This is a genomic window from Pseudoalteromonas sp. SR43-3 (assembly GCF_014163875.1).
Taxonomy (GTDB): Bacteria; Pseudomonadota; Gammaproteobacteria; order Enterobacterales; family Alteromonadaceae; genus Pseudoalteromonas; species Pseudoalteromonas distincta.
The window spans coordinates 304,130-325,258 of the sequence record NZ_JACJEC010000001.1 but is presented as its reverse complement, the minus strand read 5'-3'; the positions used below and the strand labels follow the sequence as shown (position 1 = coordinate 325,258).

The following is a 21,129-nucleotide window of genomic DNA, read 5'->3' as shown; positions in this document are numbered from 1 at the left end:
TAAAATGAAATATAAATTACTCGCTGCCAGTATTTTAGCGACATTAAGCACTTCAGCAACAAGTGCGACGTACCAGTTAAGTGAATTAGGGACTCTTGAAGACGCTAAATATTCTTATGTAACAGATGTAAGCGAAAGCGGGCATATTATTGGTTTCGCAAATGGTTTATACAATTTACCTATTGATACAAGCTATATAGATTTTACTGAAAACCTTATTGAAAATAGCTATGACAATACAGAGGCAGCATTTGAATTAAGTGATAAAGAGATTACCTTCACACTTGATGACATTGAAAATAATGATGCGGTACTTACTAATGCTGATGCACACACTTTCATGGTTAGTTTTTTATCTTCAATTTCTACAAATTTTGAATATCAAAAATTAAGCTCATTAGTAGGCATAAAATATAATGATACACAAATAACTGAGCAACCATTATTTGATATTGCATCTGTTGATTATGACGGACTAACACGTTCAACTACTAACCTTTTTAATGCTGTAACTGAAGATGGTGTTACAGTCGGTTGGGGAAGCGCTCCATACGATAAAGTATCTTTTACACCTGATGGTGAAGATGATGCAGAAACATGGTTTACTCATGAATTTATCGAGCGTGGGATTGTAATAAGCGCTGATGGCAGTGTAAGTGTTGAGTTAGAGCCTGAGTTTAATGAATACGGTGGTACAAGTCGTGCCAACGATATTATTAAAACTAACAGTGGTTATACCGTTGTAGGTAACATGTCTACAAGCATTCCAGATGACAGACAAGATAATATTGATGATAACTGTGATAATGAAGACGAACCTACGTCAGTATGTATCAACTTGTTAAATACAAATATTACACGAGGCTTATTTAATAAGCGCGCTGTTAAATGGGAACTTGATGAATCACTTAATATCACGTCTGTTGAAGAGCTTGGTATGGCACTGACACCTGACGAAGGTGAAGCGGAAGATGATGCATTTACAAGTACTGCTTTAGCAGTGAACAACAACGGGACAATTGTAGGATCATCGAATACACGTTATTACAAAAATGACGATACAATTCTTACAATGCCAGTTTATTTTAAAGACGGTGCGGTTGTTGATTTTATTAATCAAGAAGATGACTGGCAGTCTGGTAAATCAATTGCTATTAATGATAACGATGTAATTACAGGTTATGCAACTAAGCGTATTGAAGGCACTCTTCGTAATAAATTCTTTTACCATGATATAGCAACGGGTAGTACGGTTTTCCCTACTGATTACTTTTCAAGCTCAAGTTCTTACGGTAACGATATAAACAACCAAGGTTATATTGTAGGTGAAGGGGAAGTGGGTGTTTCTGATAGCTCGCGACTCAAAGAGGCCTTTATTTACAAAATTGGTGAAGACAAAATCACTAATCTAAACGATTTACTGCCTTGTTATGACACCGACGGTGAAACTGATTACGCTTATACTATGGTTGAAGCGACTGCTATCAACGAAAATAATGAAATATTTGGTACTGCGACTAAAACAGTCGAAAAGCTAGATTCATTAGGCGGTGTAGTAACTGATATTAATGGTGAAATTGAATATGAGAGTATTGCAATAGCAGTTAAACTAACGCCCATTGCAAATGGTGAAGTAGAAAGCTGTGCTCCAGTAGAAGCTGAAGTTTATGAGCGTAACTCTGCTAGCTTCCCTTGGTATACATTATTGTTATTACCACTGGTTGGCTTAAGGCGTGTATTTCGCTTTTAAAGTTTATTGATTATAAAAAAACCAACTTGATAAAGTTGGTTTTTTTTCGTCTATAATATTTTATTAGATTAGGATTGCAGCGATTATTTAGCTTTAACGCCACTAATTATTTCGTGATAACCATGCTTTTTTCACAGAGCGGCGCCAAATAATATCGATACCAAAATATCCTATAATTGATGCAATAGAAGCACATACTAATGAACCTAATAAAAATGCAGGACCAATTGTTTCTATACTTTCTAAAAACCAAGACCAACTTGCTTCAAATACAAAGTGTTGTTCTGGCTGATTAAGTATTAACGTACCCACTAAGTATGAGCCATAAAAGATAGGTGGCATGGTTAATGGATTCGTAAGCCATACTAAAGCAACTGATATGGGTAAATTAACCCTAAATAATATAGCACCTGCTGCGGCTAAAACCATTTGAAAAGGAACAGGGATGAAAGCAAAAAATAACCCGACCGCGAAGGCCCCTCGAGCTGAACGTCTATTTAAATGCCAAAGATTTGCGTCTTGCAAAAGTCGTCCAAATATTTTTAGTGATTTATGATGTCTAATTTTATTTGGATCAGGTAAAAATCTTTGGATCGTTTTTTTAGCCATTTAAAGCAACCATTTACATCAGTGTGGATAAGTCTTGGGTTTGTAATTGGCTGTGTAGCAACCGTGTTTTATTATCAAACTCTCGAATTTACAGTCTTCACAATTTTCATTGTAATAGTGAGCGCTTATTTTAAGCCGTTTTTAAACGTATTGTTAGGCTTTATTTGTGCAATTTGCTTTGTTGGTATGCATTTTTACCTTTTTTATAGTTTTGAAATACCAAAACCGAACGAAAAGTATGCACTTGATTCTACATTAGTTGTTGAAGAGATTATTTCTGATAAAAAACCTCAGTATATCAAAGCCAAAATAGTGGCATTAGATGGGAGTAGCTTTTCGAATTTTAGAGCACCCAAAGCAATGCTCAGTGTTAATTCTGCACAGCCTTTTACAGTCGGGGATGAATTCTCTGCATTAATCCATTTAAAATATTTTCGCAGTAATAAAAATTTTAATGTGTTTGATACTGAACGTTATGCATTTATAAATAGAATATTATTTAAAGGCAAAGTTCTCAATAAAGAGCTTAATATAATACACAGCGATAAACAAAGCATCGTACTAGATTATCAAAACTTCATTAAAAATACCTATACAAATACAAGATTGCAGTGGCTCTATTATGCATTACTCAGTGGTGATAAATCGTTAATGAGCTATACAGATAAACAATTAATGCAATCACTTGGGTTAAGTCATTTACTGGCTATATCGGGTTTACATATTGGTTTGATTTTTAGCTTTGGTTATTTATTCATTCGATTTATCTGTACGAAAATAAACTTTTCAATTGGTCAATCATTTAATCTTACACTTTACTACAGTTCGTTCGGTTTTATAGCTGCATTAGTTTACGTATATTTAAGTGACTTTTTAGTATCAGCAACGCGAGCACTAATTATGCTGGGTTGTTATTTGTTACTTTATTTTCTTGCTAAGCAGCCGCTGCGATGGCGGAGTATTTTATTTGCCTTGGTAATAGTGCTTGCTGTTAACCCATTTAATTTACTTAATCCAGGTCTGTATTTTTCATTTTTAGCGGTCGCTATAATTTTTACTGTTATTAATAAATTACCAATATTAAATACACGAATCAAAAACAAAATTATTGCGTTATTTGTTATTCAAGTAGCATTGTTTATCGGTTTATTACCACTTTCACTTTATTTTTTTAATGGCGTAAGTATTGCGGGCCTAGTCATTAACTTAATTGCGATACCGTTTCTTTCCATCATTATTTTGCCATTTTTGATTGTTTTTACATTACTGAGTACTTTTTTAGATATAGGTAATTTAATACATTTGTTTGATACAGGGTTATATGCGTTATTTAAATTACTTTATGAAATACCCGAGTCGTTAAGATGGCTGATAACAGGAAGAATCGAGTTAATATTCGTCATTTTTACCTATATTACTATGTTGATGATTTACTTCCTCCCCTATAAATTGCTCTCTTTCATTCCTTTAACAGTACTTTTATTGAATAATCTTCTAAAAGAAAAGCCTAACTGGCAGCTTCATGTGTTTGATGTTGGGCATGGTCTCATGGCATTAATTGAAAAAGATAACCAAGTGCTTATTTATGATTTTGGTCCAAGTTATTTTAATCGTTTTAGCCGTACGCGAAGTATTTTATTGCCTTATATAAAAGCAAATAATTTCACAGTAAAAACAGCGATTCTAAGTCATGAAGACAGCGATCACGCTGGAGGAATAGAGCATTTTATTGAAGCTGGATTTGGGGAAACATTAAAGCAATTTCATCCTGAAAATACACTTAATGTGTGTGAAGTCCAAAGTGTTGATTTTGTCGGTTTAAGAGTAGAAAGCTTTAGCACTATAGGGTATGGAAATGAAAACGACGATTCATGCGTTGTTAGAGTATCGAGTAATACTTATAGTGTGTTATTTACAGGTGATATATCAAAATCCCGTGAAGCCTCATTATTAGCGAATAATACACCGTTGAAAAGTACAGTCATGTTAAGCCCGCATCATGGCAGTGATACATCCTCAAGTGTTAATTTTATTAGTAATGTTGGCCCTAAAGTTGTGATTCATTCAAGTGCTTATAAAGGACAGTGGGAATTTCCCAAGCCCGTTGTTGTCGAGCGTTACAAAGCAATAAGCGCCGAGCAATTTACAACAGGCGTTGAAGGACAAATTAGTATTAAATTCTACTCAAACAATTTGGTCATAGAAACAGCAAGAGGGCAGGAAAGTTATTGGTTTATCAAAGATTGACGTTTAGTTTTATCTCATCGAAGGATACAATACAGGGAGTTACTGTATTTAGAGAGTGTTATGGATCAAAGTACTGCACAAATTTATAAACGTCTTGTTTCGTATGTTGGCGCATACAAAAGCGTCGCTTTTATCGCAATTGTTGGGATGATAGGCTATTCAGCAATGGATGCTTTATTCATTCAATTAATGAAGCCGTTTATTGATCAAGGTTTAAACCAACGAAATACAGAAGTTTTAAAGTACGCTCCTTTTGTAGTTATCGCGTTAGTACTAGGGCGTGGTGTTTTTAACTTTATGTCTTCGTACTGTTTAAGTTATGTGGGCTCTCAAGTTGTACGCTCTTTACGCCAAGAGTTATTTGAGCACATATTGCATTTACCCGTTTCTTTTCATGACAAAAACTCAACAGGCGATTTAATTTCAAAAATCACTTTTGACACAGAGCAAGTTCAACAAGCAATTACTAAAGCGTTACTTATTGTTGTACGTGAAGGAGCCTTTGTTGTCTTTTTACTTGGTGTAATGTTTTATACCAGTTGGAAGCTCTCACTTATATTTTTAGTCATCATCCCTCTCGTTGCCATTATTGTAGCGGTTGTATCGAAACGTTTTCGCCATATTTCTAAAAGTATCCAATCAGCTATGGGGCAGGTTACACGTAGCTCTGAACAGATGCTTAGCGGACATAAAGTTATTCATGGATTTGGCGGACAAGACCAAGAAATAAACCATTTCTCAAAGATTAATAATCATAACCGCCAGCAGCGCATTAAAATGGATGCGACAAAAGCTTTAAGTGTATCAATTATTCAAATATTAGCAGCAAGTGCTATGGCTGTTATTTTATGGGCTGTATCTCTTCCATCAATGATTGATACGATTACCTCAGGTGACTTCATGGCATTAATTGCCTCAATGATGATGCTATTGCGCCCACTAAAACAACTCGCCAATGTTAATAGTGATATGCAACGTGGTATCTCTGCTGCACAAAGTATTTTTTTAGTGTTAGATGAAGAAATGGAAAAAGATACTGGCACCGTTTCAGTCGATAAAGTTAAAGGGGTAATTGAAGTTAAAAATGTAACCTTTAAGTACCCAACAAAAGATGAAGCCGTATTAAACGATTTGTCGCTAACGATTAAAGCGGGTGAAAGTATTGCCTTAGTTGGGCGCTCAGGCTCGGGTAAATCAACAATTTCTAATTTATTACCACGCTACTATGACTTAGAGTTACCGAGTGAAATATTACTTGATGGTATAGCCCTGCAGGATTATAAATTAACAGATTTGCGTCGCCAATTTGCTTTAGTGTCTCAGCAGGTCGTGTTATTTAACGATACGATTGCTAACAATATTTGTTATGGCATAAAGCATGATGTGTCTGAGGAAGAATTAGAGCAAGTTGCTAAACAAGCGCATGTTTGGGAGTTTGTTAAAGACCTGCCAGAGCAATTAAACACCATGGTAGGTGAAAATGGTGTAATGCTCTCCGGCGGTCAACGCCAGCGTATAGCGATAGCACGGGCAATATTAAAAGACGCACCTATTTTGATTTTAGACGAGGCAACATCAGCACTTGATACCGAATCTGAAAAGCTTATTCAGCAAGCATTAGAAATGCTAATGAAAGATAAAACCTCAATTGTTATTGCGCATCGCTTATCTACTATCGAAAACAGTGACCGAATCTATGTTATTGATAACGGTTGTGTAATAGAAAGTGGCGATCACAATAGCTTATTAGCAAATGACGGTACTTATTCAGCCCTTTGCAAAATGCAGTTTGGTGATCAGACGTGAGTAAAATAGAACAAAGCTGGTATAAACCATTTGGTCTAATTACTTTGCTGTTATTACCATTAAGTGCTTTTTTTTGGGTTGTATCGTCATTTCGAAAATACTTATACAGCGCTAAAATACTTAAACCTTTTGAGTGCAAAACGCCTGTAATTGTAGTTGGCAATATAAGTGTTGGCGGTAATGGTAAAACGCCTTTTGTTTTGTGGCTGTATGGTCATTTAACACAGCAAGGTTTATCAGTGGGAATTATTAGTAGAGGATATGGTGGGCAATCAAAAAATTACCCACTGTTAGTTACTGAGCTTGTAGATGCTCAGCAGGCTGGAGATGAGCCCGTACTTTTATACCATCGTTTAAAGTGCCCAATAGCGGTTGGGCCTAATAGACAACACAATATCGATTTATTAGAAAATAATTATACACTCGATGTTATTATTTCTGATGATGGAATGCAGCATTATAAAATGCCTCGTAGCATTGAGTGTTGTATTGTTGATAATGAGCGTCGTTTTGGTAATGGCTTTGTTATGCCAGCAGGGCCACTTCGTGAAACAACTAAACGTTTGCAAAGTGTCGATATAGTAATTGAAAATGGTGGTGAGGCTAATAATAGCTACACATTACAAGTAAGTAATCTTCGCTTAGTTAACTCAAGCGATTATGCAAAAAGTAACGTAAGTGAAGCACATGCAATAAGTGCAATTGGGAACCCTAAACGGTTTGAAAACTCATTAGAAGCACAAGATATTACGTTATTATCGACTCATCATTTTAGAGATCATTATGCTTTTAAAGTAGATGATTTTGCCCAATTTGGTGATGATTGCATTATAATGACCGAAAAAGATGCCGTTAAATGTAAGTCCTTTGCAAAGCCTAATTGGTATTATTTACCAGTAGATGCACAACCTACCGATAGCGTAATAAACACATTAAATTCAATATTAAAAGAAAAAGGAATACTCAATGGCCTTTGATACAAAATTACTCGAGATAATTGCGTGCCCTGTTTGTAAGGGAAAATTACGCTTTGACAGAGAAAACAACGAACTAATTAGCACAGCAGCTAAGCTTGCTTATCCTGTTCAAGACGATATTCCAGTATTACTTGAAAATGAAGCTCGTGAGTTATCTTTAGAAGAGGTTGAAAAGTGGAATTCGTAGTTGTAATTCCTGCTCGTTTTGCATCGACCCGACTACCAGGTAAACCGCTTGCTGATATTTGTGGCAAGCCAATGGTTCAACACGTTTACGAAAAAGCATGTTTATCAGGTGCTAGTAAAGTAGTTATAGCAACCGATCATCAAAAAGTATTTGATGCAGTAAGTATGTTTACTAATGATGTAGTAATGACGCGTGAAGATCACCAGTCGGGTACTGAACGATTAGCTGAAGTGGTTGATTTGCTTAAACTTGATAGCAATACAATTGTGGTTAATGTACAAGGCGATGAGCCATTACTTGCACCAGAAAACGTATCTCAAGTTGCTGCACTATTAAGTGATTCAACAGCACCAATGGCAACGTTAAGTGTTGCTATTGAAGAACGTGATGAAGTATTTAATCCTAATGCCGTTAAAGTGGTTAGCGATATAAATAAAAATGCCCTGTATTTCTCTCGTGCAAGTATACCGTTTGATAGAAATACGATGATGGGTGATAGCACTGCCCTTAATTTAGCCCCGTTTCAACGCCATGTAGGTATTTATGCGTACAGAGCGGGTTTTATTAAACAATACATAGAGCTGAGTGTATCACCATTAGAATTACTTGAATCACTTGAGCAGTTACGTGTTTTGTATCACGGTTATAAAATTAAAATAGAACAAGCTCAAATAGCCCCTCATGCAGGTGTAGATACGCCTGATGACTTAGCTAAAGTGATAGCGCATATTAAAAGTAAAAACGTGTGAGTGAGCAAGTAAGTAAGATATTAAAAGTTGTTCATACACATAACGACTTTTATATTTTAGAAAAGCCAGCGGGTCTTAATTTTCATTCTGAAGAGGGACCCGGCTTTGTTGTTTTAGCCGAACAACAATTATCGCAAAAGCTTTATGCCGTTCATCGTTTAGATAAAGTGACATCAGGGCTGATTATTTTAGCGCGAAACAAAGCCGCTGCAGCCGCCTTTACTGTTATGTTTACTGAGCATGCGATTGCTAAATTTTATTTAGCGATTAGTGATGCTAAACCAAAAAAGAAGCAGGGGTGGATAAAAGGCGATATGGCTAAGTCTCGCCGTGGCTCGTTTAAGTTACTAACGAGTACACTTAACCCTGCAATCACCCGATTCTATTCTCTGAGTTATAAGCCAGGGTTTAGAGGGTATATTTTAAAACCTTACTCTGGCAAAACACATCAACTAAGAGTGGCACTAAAAAGTGTGGGCGCAGCTATTTTAGGCGATGCAATGTATTCAGGTACACCATCAAATCGTACCTATTTACATGCATATGCATTGAGCTTTTTTTGGCAAAGTGAACAAATACAGCTAACTTTATTACCCGATAATGGTGATGAGTATTTGGCGTTAATTAAACATCAAGATTTTCAAACATGGCAATCGCCATGGCAACTGGATTGGTAAATGAGCGAAAAAGTTACAGATATACGTTTTGGTGGTATTAAACGTTTATATGGTCATCAACAGTTTGATTGGCTTCAAGAAGCACATTTTTGTGTAGTAGGGATTGGTGGTGTAGGAAGCTGGACAGCAGAAGCACTTGCACGTACTGGTGTTGGTAAAATAACACTTATAGATTTGGATGATATTTGCGCCACTAACGTAAATAGACAAATTCACGCGTTAACGGGCACTATTGGTCAAGCTAAAGTCGATGCAATGAAAGCGCGCTGCGAGCTCATTAATCCACAGTGCCAAGTTCATGTAATAGATGACTTTATTACGCTTGATAATATTCAAGAGCATATTCAAGGTTTTGATTATGTAATAGATTGTATTGATGCAGTTAAAGAAAAAGCAGCATTAATTGCTCACTGTAAACGTAATAAACTACCTATAATTACAACTGGTGGTGCTGGCGGGCAAACAGATCCTAGCCAAATAACCTTTGGTGATGTAGCTAAAACTACGCAAGACCCATTACTTGCAAAGGTGCGCTATATTTTGCGCAAGCAATATAATTTTAGTAATAATCCTAAACGTAAGTTTAATATTGATTGTGTTTACTCAACAGAGCAATTGGTTTACCCAGGAAGCGATGGCAGCGTATGTCATGCTAAGCAAAGTGCTGATGGCACAATGAATATGGACTGTAATAATGGTTTTGGCTCTGTGACTATGATCACAGGAAGCTTTGGTTTTTTTGTTGCTGCAAAATCGGTGCGTAAATATCTAGATAAAAAACAACGCTCACAAGCTTAGTTTTCGTTAACTAAGCTTGTGTTGTGCCATGGTTTGTATCTTATCAACCATGGCTTTAATACCATTACCACGTGATGCGCTTAAGTGGCTTATAAGGCCGAGCTTTTCAAATTCTTCATACGCATTTTTATTCACTACCTGTTCTGGTGTAAGCCCGTTGTAAAGCGCTAAAATAATGGCTAATAATCCTTTTACTATACGAGTATCAGAGTCACCTATTACAACAAGTGTATTTTCGGTTAAGTCAAATTCAACGAACATCCATACTTTGCTTTCACAGCCTGGTACAAGTGCATCATCAGTTTTCAAAACATCAGCTAAAGCCGGTAACGTTTTTCCTAAAAGCATTATCTCACGATATTTTTGCTGCCAAGCGCTCGCATTTTTTATAGATTCTGTGACTTTTTTAAACGTATTTGTCATGAGTTATCCTAATTAATTCTATTAAACTGGCGTTCAATCTAATAAAGCGATACATTTTTTAAGTGAATCAATGAATATATCTACATCTTTGTAGGTATTATAAAAAGAAAAACTCGCTCTTAACGTTCCATTAAGCCCTAAATGTGTCATTAATGGTTGCGTACAATGGTGTCCACTTCTGACTGCAACCCCATATCCGTCAAGTAAAGTTGCCAAATCATAAGGATGTTCATCTTTAAAATTAAAACAGAGTGTACCAATATTGTCAGATAGGTTGCTGAATATGGTAATGCCATCCACCTTTACCAATTTTTGTGCCGCGTAACTAAACAATTCTTGTTCATATTGCTGTATTTGCACGTGATCTAATTCATTTAAATAGTCTAATGCGGCACCAAAGCCTAAAACTCCAGAAATATTTGGTGTGCCAGTTTCAAATTTTGCAGGCGCAGGGCGATAAGTGCTATGAGTTAAGTAAACTTTATCGATCATTTCACCGCCGGATTGGTAAATATCTAGCGTATTTAGCTCTTCATATTGGCCATAAAGTACACCTAAGCCTGTTGGACCGAGCATTTTATGGCTTGAGCAAACATAAAAGTCACAGTTTAATTCACGTAAATCGGGTTTTAAATGCAGTGCACCTTGGGCTCCGTCCACTAAAACAAGCGAATTCACCTCTTTTGCAGCTACAATTAGTGGCTTTAAATCAGTGATATTACCCAGTGTGTTCGATGCTTGTGTAATAGCTAATAAGGCAGGTTTTGTTTCTTTTATAAATTCACAGCATTGTTGGGTGTTTAGCGTGCCGTTATTATTTAGCGGCAGAGAGACTAATTTAGCTCCCGTCTGTTGGCTTACTAGTTGCCAAGGCACTATGTTTGCGTGATGCTCAAGCGGAGATATTATTATGGTATGACTTTCATCTAAACGCTTTTTTAAGCCGTTAGCGACCAAATTTATGGCTTCTGTAGCACCTTTAGTCCATACAATCTCTTTACTTAAGACATTAAAAAACCTTGCAGTTTTATCCCGGACTTGTTCATAAGAATAAGTGGCTTGCTCGCTAAGTGTATGGCGTCCACGGTGTACATTTGCATTTTGAGACGTATAAAACTCAGTAATTGTATCTATAACTGATTGAGGCTTTTGTGAGGTTGCTGCTGAGTCTAAATAAACAAGCGGGCAGCCGTTTATTGTTTGATTTAATGTCGGGAAGTCTTTTCTAATTTTATTTATATCAAACTTTAAAGTAGGCATAGCTCATCTACATAGTGTTTTTAAGGCAGGGATTGTAATCGGTTTATGATAATTCTCAAGTGCTGTTAATAAAAAAGGCCGCAAAATGCGGCCTTTTAAACTAACCAGCGCTAATTAACGCTTGTCAGTTGATACGTAGTCACGTTGAGTGTAACCAGTATACATTTGGCGAGGACGGCTGATCTTATGACCAGGTTGAGATAGCATCTCATCCCAGTGAGTGATCCAACCAACAGTACGTGCCATTGCAAAAATTACAGTGAACATGCTTGTTGGAATACCAATCGCTTTTAAGATAATACCAGAGTAGAAATCTACGTTAGGGTATAGTTTCTTCTCTACAAAGTACGGGTCTTCAAGGGCAATTTGCTCAAGCTTCATAGCAATATCAAGAAGTGGATCTTGGATATTTAGCTCAGCTAAAACTTCATGACACGTTTGACGCATTACTGTAGCACGTGGGTCGAAGTTTTTGTAAACGCGGTGACCAAAGCCCATAAGGCGGAATGGGTCAGCTTTGTCTTTAGCTTTAGCAACGTATTCATCAATACGGTCCACAGAGCCAATCTCTTCTAACATGTTTAAACATGCTTCGTTAGCGCCGCCGTGAGCAGGTCCCCATAAAGAAGCAATACCAGCTGCAATACATGCATACGGGTTAGCACCTGATGAACCAGCAAGACGAACTGTTGAAGTCGATGCATTTTGCTCATGATCTGCATGAAGCATAAAGATTTTATCCATAGCTTTAGCAGTTACAGGGTTAACTTTATATTCTTCAGCAGGTACAGAGAACATCATGTGTAAGAAGTTTTCTGCGTAGCTTAAATCGTTACGTGGGTATACAAACGGTTGGCCGATGTTTGTTTTATAGGCCATTGCAGCAATAGTTGGTAACTTAGCAACTAGCTTAACTGCACTTGTTTTACGTTGTTCTGCATCAGTAATATCAAGGTCTTCATGATAAAAAGATGATAATGCACCCACTACGCCACAAAGCATTGCCATTGGGTGAGCGTCAAAGCGGAAACCTTGGAAAAAGTTAGCAATCTTCTCGTCAAGCATAGTGCTTGTAGTGATTTCATTCTTAAAAACTTCATATTGTTCTTTAGAAGGTAACTCACCATTTAAAAGTAAGTAGCAAAGCTCAATATAGTTAGAATCTTCAGCTAATTGCTCAATTGGGTAACCACGGTGAAGTAGTACACCTTTACCACCATCAATATAGGTGATTGCAGATTCACAAGAACCAGTCGACATGAAACCTGGGTCATAAGTAAAGTGACCATGTGAACCTAACGTACGTACGTCGATTACATCTTGGCCAGCAGTGCCTTGATAAATTGGAAGTTCGATTGGATCTAGTCCATCAATATGGACTGTGGCTTTTTTATCTGCCATCGCTATGTATCTCCTATTAAGATATCTATTCTGATTTTTAGATTTTAAAGTTCTGAAATATGTTTTAAGCACATCTTCGCATTTTAACGTGAAAGAGGGGGTTAAAGTCAATTTTTATAAACATTATGCATATATGTATAATAAATATTCGGTATTAATTAAATATAATACTATTGGCTAATTCGCAAACATCTCTAAATAAACAAGAATTGTAAAAAGTCCTGTGGGTATATATACTAACGGTGGTTTTAAACCGTATTGTATTTGGGTAAACATATTCTTAACAGCTTAAAATTTACTGTTTTGTGAACTTTAACTATTTTGATACGTTTATTCTGATAGTTCCATCAGTAATATTTGGTGGGTTTTTAGAAAAACAAGTAGATGAGCTCCACTGTGAGCAAAGATGGGCAAGTAACTGTGAAAAAGCAAAGACCTGTAAATCTAGATCTAACAACTATATCTATGCCGGCAACGGCTAAAGCTTCAATTTTTCACCGCGTCACCGGTGTTGCATTGTTTTTTGCTTTAACGTTTGTCATTTGGGCTTGGTCTGAGTCTCTCTCTTCAGCTGAAGGTTTTGAATTCGTCAAGGGTCTGTTTAACGGATTCATTGCCAAATTTATAGCTTGGGGCACTGTTTCTGTATTAGGTTATCACCTTATTGGTGGCATCCGTCATATGATTATGGATATGGGACATTGGGAAGAACTTGAATCAGGTAACCTCAGCGCTAAAGTATCAATGGCTCTTGGTGTTGTGTTTGCCGTATTGGCAGGGGTGTGGATATGGTTTTAAATCAAGCAACTCTAAAACGTGATGGTGTACAAGATTTCGTATCTTTACGTACCACGGCATTAATAATCAGCGCGTACGCGATTTTTATTATCGGCTATTTTTTAGCGACGCCAGAAGTCACTTTCGAAGCCTGGACAGGCCTCTTCTCTAACCTAGCAATGAAAGGGTTTACTTTAATTACCCTTATTTGCATTATGGTTCATACCCGCATTGGCCTTTGGCAAGTTCTTACAGACTATGTTAAGTGTTCGAAGTTGCGTGCTGTTTTAGGTTTTGTTTTAAACCTAATGGCCGTTGCTTACGTAGCTATTGGTCTAATCGTATTATGGGGTGTTTAAGTGAAATATTCTGTTCGTGAATTTGACGCCGTAGTAATTGGTGCAGGTGGTGCTGGTATGCGCGCTGCTTTAGCAATTACAGAATCTGGCAAAACGTGTGCATTAATATCTAAAGTATTTCCAACGCGCTCACACACTGTATCTGCTCAAGGTGGTATTACAGTAGCGCTTGGTAATTCACACGAAGACAACTGGGAATGGCATATGTACGATACCGTTAAGGGTTCCGATTTTATCGGTGACCAAGACGCTATTGAATACATGTGTCAAACTGGCCCAGAAGCTATTACTGAATTAGAAAACATGGGACTACCATTTTCTCGTTTTGAAAATGGCCGTGTTTACCAACGTCCTTTCGGTGGTCAATCGAAAAACTTTGGTGGTGAACAAGCCGCACGTACTGCTGCTGCAGCTGACCGTACTGGTCATGCTTTACTTCATCTTCTATATCAACAAAACGTTAAAAACAAAACAAATGTATTCTCTGAGTGGTATGCACTTGACTTAGTTAAAAACGACAATGGCGATGTAGTAGGGTGTACAGCAATTGAGATTGAAACAGGTGAAATCACTTTCTTCAAATCTAAAGCAGTTGTATTAGCCACTGGTGGTGCTGGTCGTATATTCGCATCAACAACAAATGCTCACATTAACACCGGTGACGGTGTGGGTATGGCAACACGCGCTGGTATTTCTATGCAAGACATGGAAATGTGGCAGTTCCACCCAACGGGTATTGCAGGTGCTGGTACGCTAGTAACTGAAGGTTGTCGTGGTGAAGGCGGTTATCTTTTAAATAAAGATGGCGAGCGCTTCATGGAACGTTACGCACCAAATGCAAAAGACTTAGCGTCTCGCGATGTTGTTGCGCGTTCAATGATGACTGAAATCCGTGAAGGTCGTGGTTGTGATGGTCCTTGGGGTCCTCATATCAAGCTGAAACTTGACCATTTAGGTGAAGAAACGCTTAACCTACGTCTTCCTGGCGTATGTGACCTAGCTAAAACTTTCGCTCACGTTGATCCAGCTAAAGAGCCAATTCCAGTAATTCCTACTTGTCATTATATGATGGGTGGTGTTCCTACTAACGTAAATGGACAAGCACTACAAATCGATGCTCAAGGCAACGAAAAAGTAGTTGAAGGTTTATTTGCTGTTGGTGAGATTGCATGTGTATCTGTACACGGTGCAAACCGCCTAGGTGGTAACTCATTACTAGATTTAGTTGTATTTGGCCGTGCTGCTGGTAACTTCTTAGGTAAATACCTTAAAGATGTTGAAGTATCAAAAGCGGCTTCAGAATCAGATTTAGAAGCGTCTCTTGCACGTTACAACCGTTGGGAAAATTCAACGGCTGGCCAAGGTGAAGATCCAGTTCAAATCAAAAAAGACCTACAACAATGTATGCAGCTTAACTTCTCGGTATTCCGTGAAGGCGATTCAATGGCTTCAGGTCTTCAAGAACTTAAAGAAATTCGTGAACGTCTTCAACATGCTCGTCTTGATGATAAATCATCAGACTTCAATACGCAGCGTATCGAATGTCTTGAACTAGATAACTTAATGGAAACAGCTTACTCAACTGCAGTAGCTGCAAACTTCCGTACAGAAAGCCGTGGTGCACATTCTCGCTTTGACTACCCAGATCGTGATGACGAAAACTGGTTATGTCACTCAGTATTCAATCCTGTAACGGATGAAATGAGTAAGCGTGATGTAAACTATGCGCCTAAAACGCGTGAAGCTTTCCCACCTAAAGCACGTGTTTACTAGGAGATAGACGATGGCACAAGTACAATTTTCAGTTTATCGTTATAATCCAGATGTTGACAACGCTCCTCGTATGCAAGAATACACCTTGCAAACAGAGGAAGGTCACGACATGATGGTGTTAGATGCACTTATTCTTTTAAAAGAACAAGATCCTACACTATCTTTTCGTCGTTCATGCCGTGAAGGTGTGTGTGGATCTGATGGTGTTAACATGAATGGTAAAAATGGTTTAGCATGTATTACTCCTTTATCTACGCTACAAAAAAATGGCAAAGGTAAAATTGTAGTACGTCCATTACCAGGCTTACCTGTGGTTCGTGACCTTGTTATTGACATGAGTCAGTTCTACACTCAGTACGAAAAAGTTAAACCTTATTTAATTAATGATCAGCCTGCAGCAGGCGAGCGTCTTCAATCTATTGAAGAACGTGATAAATTAGATGGGCTATATGAGTGTATTTTGTGTGCATGTTGTTCGACATCGTGTCCTTCGTTCTGGTGGAATCCAGACAAGTTCATTGGTCCAGCAGGCCTTCTTCATGCTTACCGTTTCTTAGCTGATAGCCGAGATACAGCAACTGAAGAACGTTTAGCGGATTTAGACGATGCGTTCAGTGTGTTCCGTTGCCACAGTATCATGAACTGTGTTAGCGTTTGTCCTAAGGGTCTTAACCCGACTAAAGCAATTGGGCAAATCAAATCTATGTTATTAAACCGAGCGGTTTGATTACTTAGTAAACGTAAGGTGGCTAATACAGATTATTAGCCATCTTGTTATGATAACTATTAATTTCTGCGCTAAAGAAAAGGGCTTATAAATGCACGAAGGTGTGATGAAGGCATGGCTAGAATCTTCACATTTAAACGGCGGCAACGTTGCTTATGTAGAAGAGCTTTATGAAGCGTATTTAGACGATGCGACTTCTGTGCCAGATGAATGGCGAGAAGTGTTCGAACAATTACCTAAAGTTGATGGTGTGGATGTTGAAGTAAAACATTCAGAAGTTCGAACGCAGTTTGCACAGCTTGCAAAAAACAAGCATAGAGAAGTAGTGGTAGCAGAGGGTAGTGGCGGAGACCTTAAACAGGTTAAAGTTCTACAACTTATTAATGCTTTCCGTTTTCGTGGACACCAAAATGCAAACCTAGATCCATTAGGTATTTGGCAACGAGAGCGTGTACGAGATTTAGAGCTAGAGTACCACGACTTATCTTCAAGTGATTTTGACCGCGAGTTTAACGTAGGATCGTTTGCCGTAGGCCGCGATACTATGCCTTTAGGTGAACTATACCAAGCACTAAAAACTACATATTGTGGTTCAATTGGCGCTGAGTATATGCACATCACATCAACAGAGGAAAAGCGTTGGTTACAACAGCGTTTAGAATCTGTCCAGTCTAGGCCAAAATTCGAAAAAGATGAAAAGCTGCGTATCCTAAAAGGATTAACTGCTGCTGACGGACTTGAAAAATATTTAGGGGCTAAGTTCCCAGGTGCTAAGCGTTTCTCACTTGAAGGTGGCGATGCGCTAGTTCCAATGTTAAAAGAGCTTATTCACCGCGCAGGTGAAAGCGGCCAACAAGAAGCTGTTATTGGTATGGCTCACCGTGGTCGTTTAAATGTTCTTGTAAATGTACTTGGTAAAAATCCATCAGAATTATTTGATGAGTTTGCTGGTAAACATAAAGAAACATTAAGTTCTGGCGATGTTAAATACCACATGGGTTATTCATCTGACTTTGCTACTAAAGGTGGCAATGTTCATATGGCGCTTGCGTTTAACCCGTCTCATCTTGAAATTGTAAATCCAGTTGTTATGGGCTCAGTACGTGCTCGTCTTGATCGCTTAGGTGACAGTTCTGGTATTAAAGCTTTACCAATTACAATTCATGGTGATTCTGCGGTTACAGGCCAAGGTGTTGTACAAGAAACGTTTAACTTATCACAAACTAACGCGTTTAGTTGTGGTGGTAGTATTCGTATTGTTGTAAATAACCAAGTTGGTTTTACTACATCAAAACAAGACGATGTACGCTCTACAGATTACTGTACTGACATTGCTAAAATGGTTCAGTCACCTATCTTCCATGTTAACTCTGATGACCCTGAAGCAGTTGCATTTGTTACTCAAATTGCACTTGATTTCAGAAACCAGTTTAAACGTGACGTAGTAATCGATTTAGTATGTTACCGTCGCCATGGTCACAATGAAGCTGATGAGCCTAATGCAACTCAGCCTGTTATGTACCAAAAAATTAAAAAGCACCCAGTTCCACGTTTAATTTACGCAGATCAACTTATAGCTGAAGGCTCTTTTTCTGAACAAGAAATAAAAGCACTTGCTGATGAGTACCGTAATGCATTAGACGAAGGCAACTGTGTTGTTTCAGAAATACAACCAGAGACATCGCATTCTTCAGATTGGGCAAAGTATGTTGGCCATGAATGGGATGTTGATTACGATGCTAGCGTACCTGTTGAAGAGCTCAAAGCACTCGGTGAGAAAATCGCTTCTTACCCAGAGCAATATAAAGCACAGTCACGCGTTAAAAAGATTTACGATGATCGTAAATTAATGGCTTCTGGTGAGAAACCTCTAGATTGGGGTATGGCAGAAACACTTGCTTATGCAACAATTGCAACTGAAGGCACTGACATTCGTTTAACTGGTCAGGATTCAGGGCGTGGTACATTCTTCCATCGTCATGCTGTTGTTCACAGTCAATCAGACGGCGCTACTTATACACCTCTACAGCACTTAAGCGAAGATCAAGGTACTTTTGAAGTATTTGACTCTGTTTTATCTGAAGAAGCTGTTGTTGCTTTTGAATACGGTTATGCAACTGCAGAGCCTACTTCATTAGTACTTTGGGAAGCACAGTTTGGTGATTTCGCCAACGGTGCACAAGTTGTATTTGACCAATTCCTAAGTTCTGGTGAGCAAAAATGGGGCCGTTTATGTGGTCTTACAATTTTGTTACCACATGGCTATGAAGGACAAGGTCCAGAGCATAGTTCAGCTCGCTTAGAGCGTTTCCTACAACTATGTGCTGATCACAACATGCAAGTATGTGTTCCATCTACTCCTGCACAAGTTTACGCTATGCTTCGTCGTCAATCAGTTCGACCGCTACGTCGTCCGTTGATTGTTATGACGCCTAAGTCGTTGCTTCGTCATCCTCTTGCAACTTCATCGCTTGAAGAGCTATCGCATGGTGTTTTCCATAATATGATCGACGAAGTTGATGATATTAACCCTGAGAAAGTTGAACGCGTTGTATTTTGTAGTGGTAAAGTTTATTACGAACTATTACAAGAGCGTCGTAAGCTAGAGCAAGATAATATTGCTATTGTTCGTGTTGAGCAGTTATATCCGTTCCCACATGACGAAATGCAAACAATTATGGAGCGTTACCAACACGTAACTGATTTTGTATGGTGTCAAGAAGAGCCACAAAACCAAGGTGCATGGTACTGTTCACAACATCACTTTATTGATGCAATCCCACAAGGTGCTAAATTAAAATATGCAGGACGTAAAGCGTCTGCATCACCAGCGTGTGGTTACATGTCAGTACATACTAAAGAACAACAAGCGCTCGTTGCCGACGCGCTTACTATAGAAAATAAAGGATAAGCAATGAGCACAGAAATTAAAGTTCCTGTTCTTCCTGAGTCGGTTGCAGATGCTACCGTTGCTACATGGCATGTAAGTGTTGGCGACAAAGTAACTCGCGATCAAAACTTAGTAGACATTGAAACAGATAAAGTGGTTTTAGAAGTTGTTGCACAGCATGACGGTGTAATTACAGAAATATCACAAGAAGAAGGTGCAACCGTACTTGGCGATCAAGTTATGGGTTTACTTGGTGATGCTGATGCAGCGCCAGCAAGTGAAGGTTCATCTAAAGAAGAATCAGCACCAGCTAAATCAGAAGACGCGCCAGCGGCGCAATCAGCACCAGCATCAGAAGGTAAAGAAGTGGACATTAAAGTACCTGTACTTCCAGAATCAGTTGCAGACGCAACAATTGCTACATGGCATGTACAACCGGGTGACGCAGTAACACGCGACCAAAACTTGGTAGATATTGAAACAGATAAAGTTGTTCTTGAAGTAGTAGCTCAAGAAGATGGCATCATGGGTGATATCATTCACAACGAAGGCGATACTGTACTAGGCGAGCAAGTAATTGGTTCGGTTAAAGCAGGCGGTGCACCAGCGGCTCCAGCTGCAAAAGCAGACGAAACGCCAGCAGCAGATTCTAGCGAAAGTTCAGATGTGTTAACACCATCAGTTCGTCGTTTAATTGCTGAGAAAGGCTTAGACGCTTCTAAAATTAACGGCACGGGTAAAAATGGCCGCGTAACTAAAGAAGACGTTGATACGTTCTTAAAAGCACCAGCGCCAGCGGCTAAAAAAGCAGAAGCTTCTGCTCCTGCAGCACCGATGGGCGATCGTACTCAAAAACGTGTTCCTATGACTCGCCTGCGTAAAACGATTGCTACACGTCTTCTTGAAGCTAAAAATTCAACTGCAATGTTAACAACATTCAACGAAGTGAACATGGAACCAATCATGAGCCTTCGTAAGCAGTACCAAGAAGTATTTGAAAAGCGTCATGGTATTCGTTTAGGTTTCATGTCTTTCTACGTGAAAGCGGTAACTGAAGCACTTAAACGCTTCCCAGATGTTAATGCATCAATTGATGGTGACGATATTGTTTACCATAACTATTTTGATATCAGCATTGCAGTATCTACTCCACGTGGTCTAGTTACTCCAGTACTTAAAGATTGTGACAAACTATCTGTTGCTGAAATCGAAAAGGGTATTCGTGAATTAGCACTTAAAGGTCGTGATGGTAAGCTAACGCTTGCAGATATGACCGGTGGTAATTTCACTATTACTAATGGCGGCGTATTTGGTTCATTACTATCTACACCTATCATTAACTTGCCACAGTCTTCAATTTTGGGTATGCATAAAATCCAAGACCGTCCGATGGCTGTAAATGGTAAAGTAGAAATACTTCCTATGATGTATTTAGCTCTTTCTTATGACCACCGTATCATTGATGGTAAAGAATCAGTTGGTTTCTTAGTGACTATTAAAGAGTTACTTGAAGATCCAACTCGCTTATTGCTAGATGTTTAATCTAGTTGTATGAAATGTAAGCTGTGAATGAACATTCACAGCTTTTTTTTTGCGCCTTTGGTCTTACTGGGGTTTTCATGTTAAGCCTTGGGATCTATACTAGGTGCGCAATTTGGGATAGTTGTTTATTTGAAAAAATATTCAGCTCTTTTAGTATAAAAAATTGGATAAAGCATC

General features: G+C 38.4%; 18 protein-coding genes. 14 read left to right on the top strand and 4 right to left on the bottom strand.

The window, feature by feature from the left end; translation table 11 throughout:
- Positions 1–4: 4 nt before the first annotated feature.
- A complete protein-coding gene (locus tag H5088_RS01420; protein WP_182692356.1) occupies positions 5–1,750 on the top strand; it encodes a DUF3466 family protein in 1,746 nt (581 codons plus the stop codon).
- Between the two features lie 102 nt (positions 1,751–1,852).
- On the opposite strand, the gene H5088_RS01415 is transcribed toward H5088_RS01420, so the two are convergent.
- Positions 1,853–2,359, bottom strand: a complete 507-nt coding sequence (locus H5088_RS01415; RefSeq protein WP_024595571.1) for a DUF2062 domain-containing protein — start codon at positions 2,357–2,359, stop codon at positions 1,853–1,855.
- Between H5088_RS01415 and H5088_RS01410 the strand changes: the two genes are divergently transcribed.
- Genes H5088_RS01410 through tcdA form a run of 7 tightly spaced genes read left to right on the top strand, consistent with a single transcriptional unit; the run spans position 2,339 to position 9,800 of the window.
- On the top strand, positions 2,339–4,606 hold the full coding sequence (locus H5088_RS01410; RefSeq protein ID WP_182752040.1) for a DNA internalization-related competence protein ComEC/Rec2: 2,268 nt from the start codon (positions 2,339–2,341) through the stop codon (positions 4,604–4,606). The genes H5088_RS01415 and H5088_RS01410 overlap by 21 nt on opposite strands.
- A gap of 60 nt (positions 4,607–4,666) precedes the next feature.
- On the top strand, positions 4,667–6,412 hold the full coding sequence (gene msbA, locus H5088_RS01405; RefSeq protein WP_182752039.1) for a lipid A export permease/ATP-binding protein MsbA: 1,746 nt from the start codon (positions 4,667–4,669) through the stop codon (positions 6,410–6,412).
- The gene (gene lpxK, locus H5088_RS01400; RefSeq protein WP_182752038.1) at positions 6,409–7,389 is read left to right on the top strand and encodes a tetraacyldisaccharide 4'-kinase; all 981 of its coding nucleotides are present in this window, start codon (positions 6,409–6,411) and stop codon (positions 7,387–7,389) included. Before msbA ends, lpxK begins: the two co-directional genes overlap by 4 nt.
- Positions 7,379–7,576 (top strand): Trm112 family protein, encoded by a 198-nt coding sequence (locus H5088_RS01395; RefSeq protein WP_002961789.1) that lies wholly within the window; start codon positions 7,379–7,381, stop codon positions 7,574–7,576. The genes lpxK and H5088_RS01395 overlap by 11 nt, the downstream gene beginning before the upstream one ends.
- Complete coding sequence (gene kdsB / locus H5088_RS01390; RefSeq protein WP_002961791.1) at positions 7,564–8,325, top strand: 3-deoxy-manno-octulosonate cytidylyltransferase; 762 nt, start codon at positions 7,564–7,566, stop codon at positions 8,323–8,325. Before H5088_RS01395 ends, kdsB begins: the two co-directional genes overlap by 13 nt.
- On the top strand, positions 8,322–9,002 hold the full coding sequence (locus tag H5088_RS01385) for a TIGR01621 family pseudouridine synthase (RefSeq protein ID WP_182752037.1): 681 nt from the start codon (positions 8,322–8,324) through the stop codon (positions 9,000–9,002). Before kdsB ends, H5088_RS01385 begins: the two co-directional genes overlap by 4 nt.
- On the top strand, positions 9,003–9,800 hold the full coding sequence (gene tcdA, locus H5088_RS01380) for a tRNA cyclic N6-threonylcarbamoyladenosine(37) synthase TcdA (RefSeq protein ID WP_182752036.1): 798 nt from the start codon (positions 9,003–9,005) through the stop codon (positions 9,798–9,800).
- 6 nt (positions 9,801–9,806) lie between these two features.
- Here the strand turns inward: tcdA and H5088_RS01375 are convergent, their stop codons facing one another.
- From H5088_RS01375 to H5088_RS01365, 3 genes are all read right to left on the bottom strand, one after another.
- Positions 9,807–10,223: a SufE family protein gene (locus H5088_RS01375; protein ID WP_182752035.1), complete on the bottom strand. Its 417-nt coding sequence runs from the start codon at positions 10,221–10,223 to the stop codon at positions 9,807–9,809.
- 33 nt (positions 10,224–10,256) lie between these two features.
- Positions 10,257–11,483 carry a SufS family cysteine desulfurase gene (locus H5088_RS01370; RefSeq protein WP_182752034.1) on the bottom strand — a complete coding sequence of 409 codons (1,227 nt, stop codon included), beginning with the start codon at positions 11,481–11,483 and terminating at the stop codon, positions 10,257–10,259.
- Between the two features lie 114 nt (positions 11,484–11,597).
- Positions 11,598–12,884 (bottom strand): citrate synthase, encoded by a 1,287-nt coding sequence (locus H5088_RS01365; protein ID WP_002961796.1) that lies wholly within the window; start codon positions 12,882–12,884, stop codon positions 11,598–11,600.
- Positions 12,885–13,304: 420 nt separating this feature from the next.
- On the opposite strand from H5088_RS01365, the gene sdhC reads away from it, so the two are divergent.
- From sdhC to odhB, 6 genes are all read left to right on the top strand, one after another.
- Positions 13,305–13,682 carry a succinate dehydrogenase, cytochrome b556 subunit gene (gene sdhC, locus H5088_RS01360; protein WP_122975019.1) on the top strand — a complete coding sequence of 126 codons (378 nt, stop codon included), beginning with the start codon at positions 13,305–13,307 and terminating at the stop codon, positions 13,680–13,682.
- Positions 13,673–14,020: a succinate dehydrogenase, hydrophobic membrane anchor protein gene (gene sdhD / locus H5088_RS01355; protein WP_002961798.1), complete on the top strand. Its 348-nt coding sequence runs from the start codon at positions 13,673–13,675 to the stop codon at positions 14,018–14,020. The genes sdhC and sdhD overlap by 10 nt, the downstream gene beginning before the upstream one ends.
- On the top strand, positions 14,021–15,793 hold the full coding sequence (gene sdhA / locus H5088_RS01350) for a succinate dehydrogenase flavoprotein subunit (RefSeq protein ID WP_002961801.1): 1,773 nt from the start codon (positions 14,021–14,023) through the stop codon (positions 15,791–15,793).
- A gap of 10 nt (positions 15,794–15,803) precedes the next feature.
- A complete protein-coding gene (locus H5088_RS01345) occupies positions 15,804–16,520 on the top strand; it encodes a succinate dehydrogenase iron-sulfur subunit (RefSeq protein WP_002961804.1) in 717 nt (238 codons plus the stop codon).
- A 91-nt stretch (positions 16,521–16,611) separates the two neighbouring features.
- Entirely contained in the window at positions 16,612–19,431 is a 2,820-nt protein-coding gene (gene sucA / locus H5088_RS01340) for a 2-oxoglutarate dehydrogenase E1 component (protein WP_033021680.1), read from the top strand.
- 3 nt (positions 19,432–19,434) lie between these two features.
- Entirely contained in the window at positions 19,435–20,952 is a 1,518-nt protein-coding gene (odhB, locus tag H5088_RS01335) for a 2-oxoglutarate dehydrogenase complex dihydrolipoyllysine-residue succinyltransferase (protein WP_039487977.1), read from the top strand.
- Positions 20,953–21,129: the final 177 nt, after the last annotated feature.

Excerpts from the sequence above, each read along its gene's own strand:
- H5088_RS01420 (WP_182692356.1), top strand. The coding sequence starts at position 5 with ATGAAATATAAATTACTCGCTGCCAGTATTTTAGCGACATTAAGCACT.
- H5088_RS01415 (WP_024595571.1), bottom strand. The coding sequence starts at position 2,359 with ATGGCTAAAAAAACGATCCAAAGATTTTTACCTGATCCAAATAAAATT.
- msbA (WP_182752039.1), top strand. The coding sequence starts at position 4,667 with ATGGATCAAAGTACTGCACAAATTTATAAACGTCTTGTTTCGTATGTT.
- H5088_RS01395 (WP_002961789.1), top strand. The coding sequence starts at position 7,379 with ATGGCCTTTGATACAAAATTACTCGAGATAATTGCGTGCCCTGTTTGT.
- tcdA (WP_182752036.1), top strand. The coding sequence starts at position 9,003 with ATGAGCGAAAAAGTTACAGATATACGTTTTGGTGGTATTAAACGTTTA.
- H5088_RS01375 (WP_182752035.1), bottom strand. The coding sequence starts at position 10,223 with ATGACAAATACGTTTAAAAAAGTCACAGAATCTATAAAAAATGCGAGC.
- H5088_RS01370 (WP_182752034.1), bottom strand. The coding sequence starts at position 11,483 with ATGCCTACTTTAAAGTTTGATATAAATAAAATTAGAAAAGACTTCCCG.
- H5088_RS01365 (WP_002961796.1), bottom strand. The coding sequence starts at position 12,884 with ATGGCAGATAAAAAAGCCACAGTCCATATTGATGGACTAGATCCAATC.
- sdhD (WP_002961798.1), top strand. The coding sequence starts at position 13,673 with ATGGTTTTAAATCAAGCAACTCTAAAACGTGATGGTGTACAAGATTTC.
- H5088_RS01345 (WP_002961804.1), top strand. The coding sequence starts at position 15,804 with ATGGCACAAGTACAATTTTCAGTTTATCGTTATAATCCAGATGTTGAC.
- sucA (WP_033021680.1), top strand. The coding sequence starts at position 16,612 with ATGCACGAAGGTGTGATGAAGGCATGGCTAGAATCTTCACATTTAAAC.
- odhB (WP_039487977.1), top strand. The coding sequence starts at position 19,435 with ATGAGCACAGAAATTAAAGTTCCTGTTCTTCCTGAGTCGGTTGCAGAT.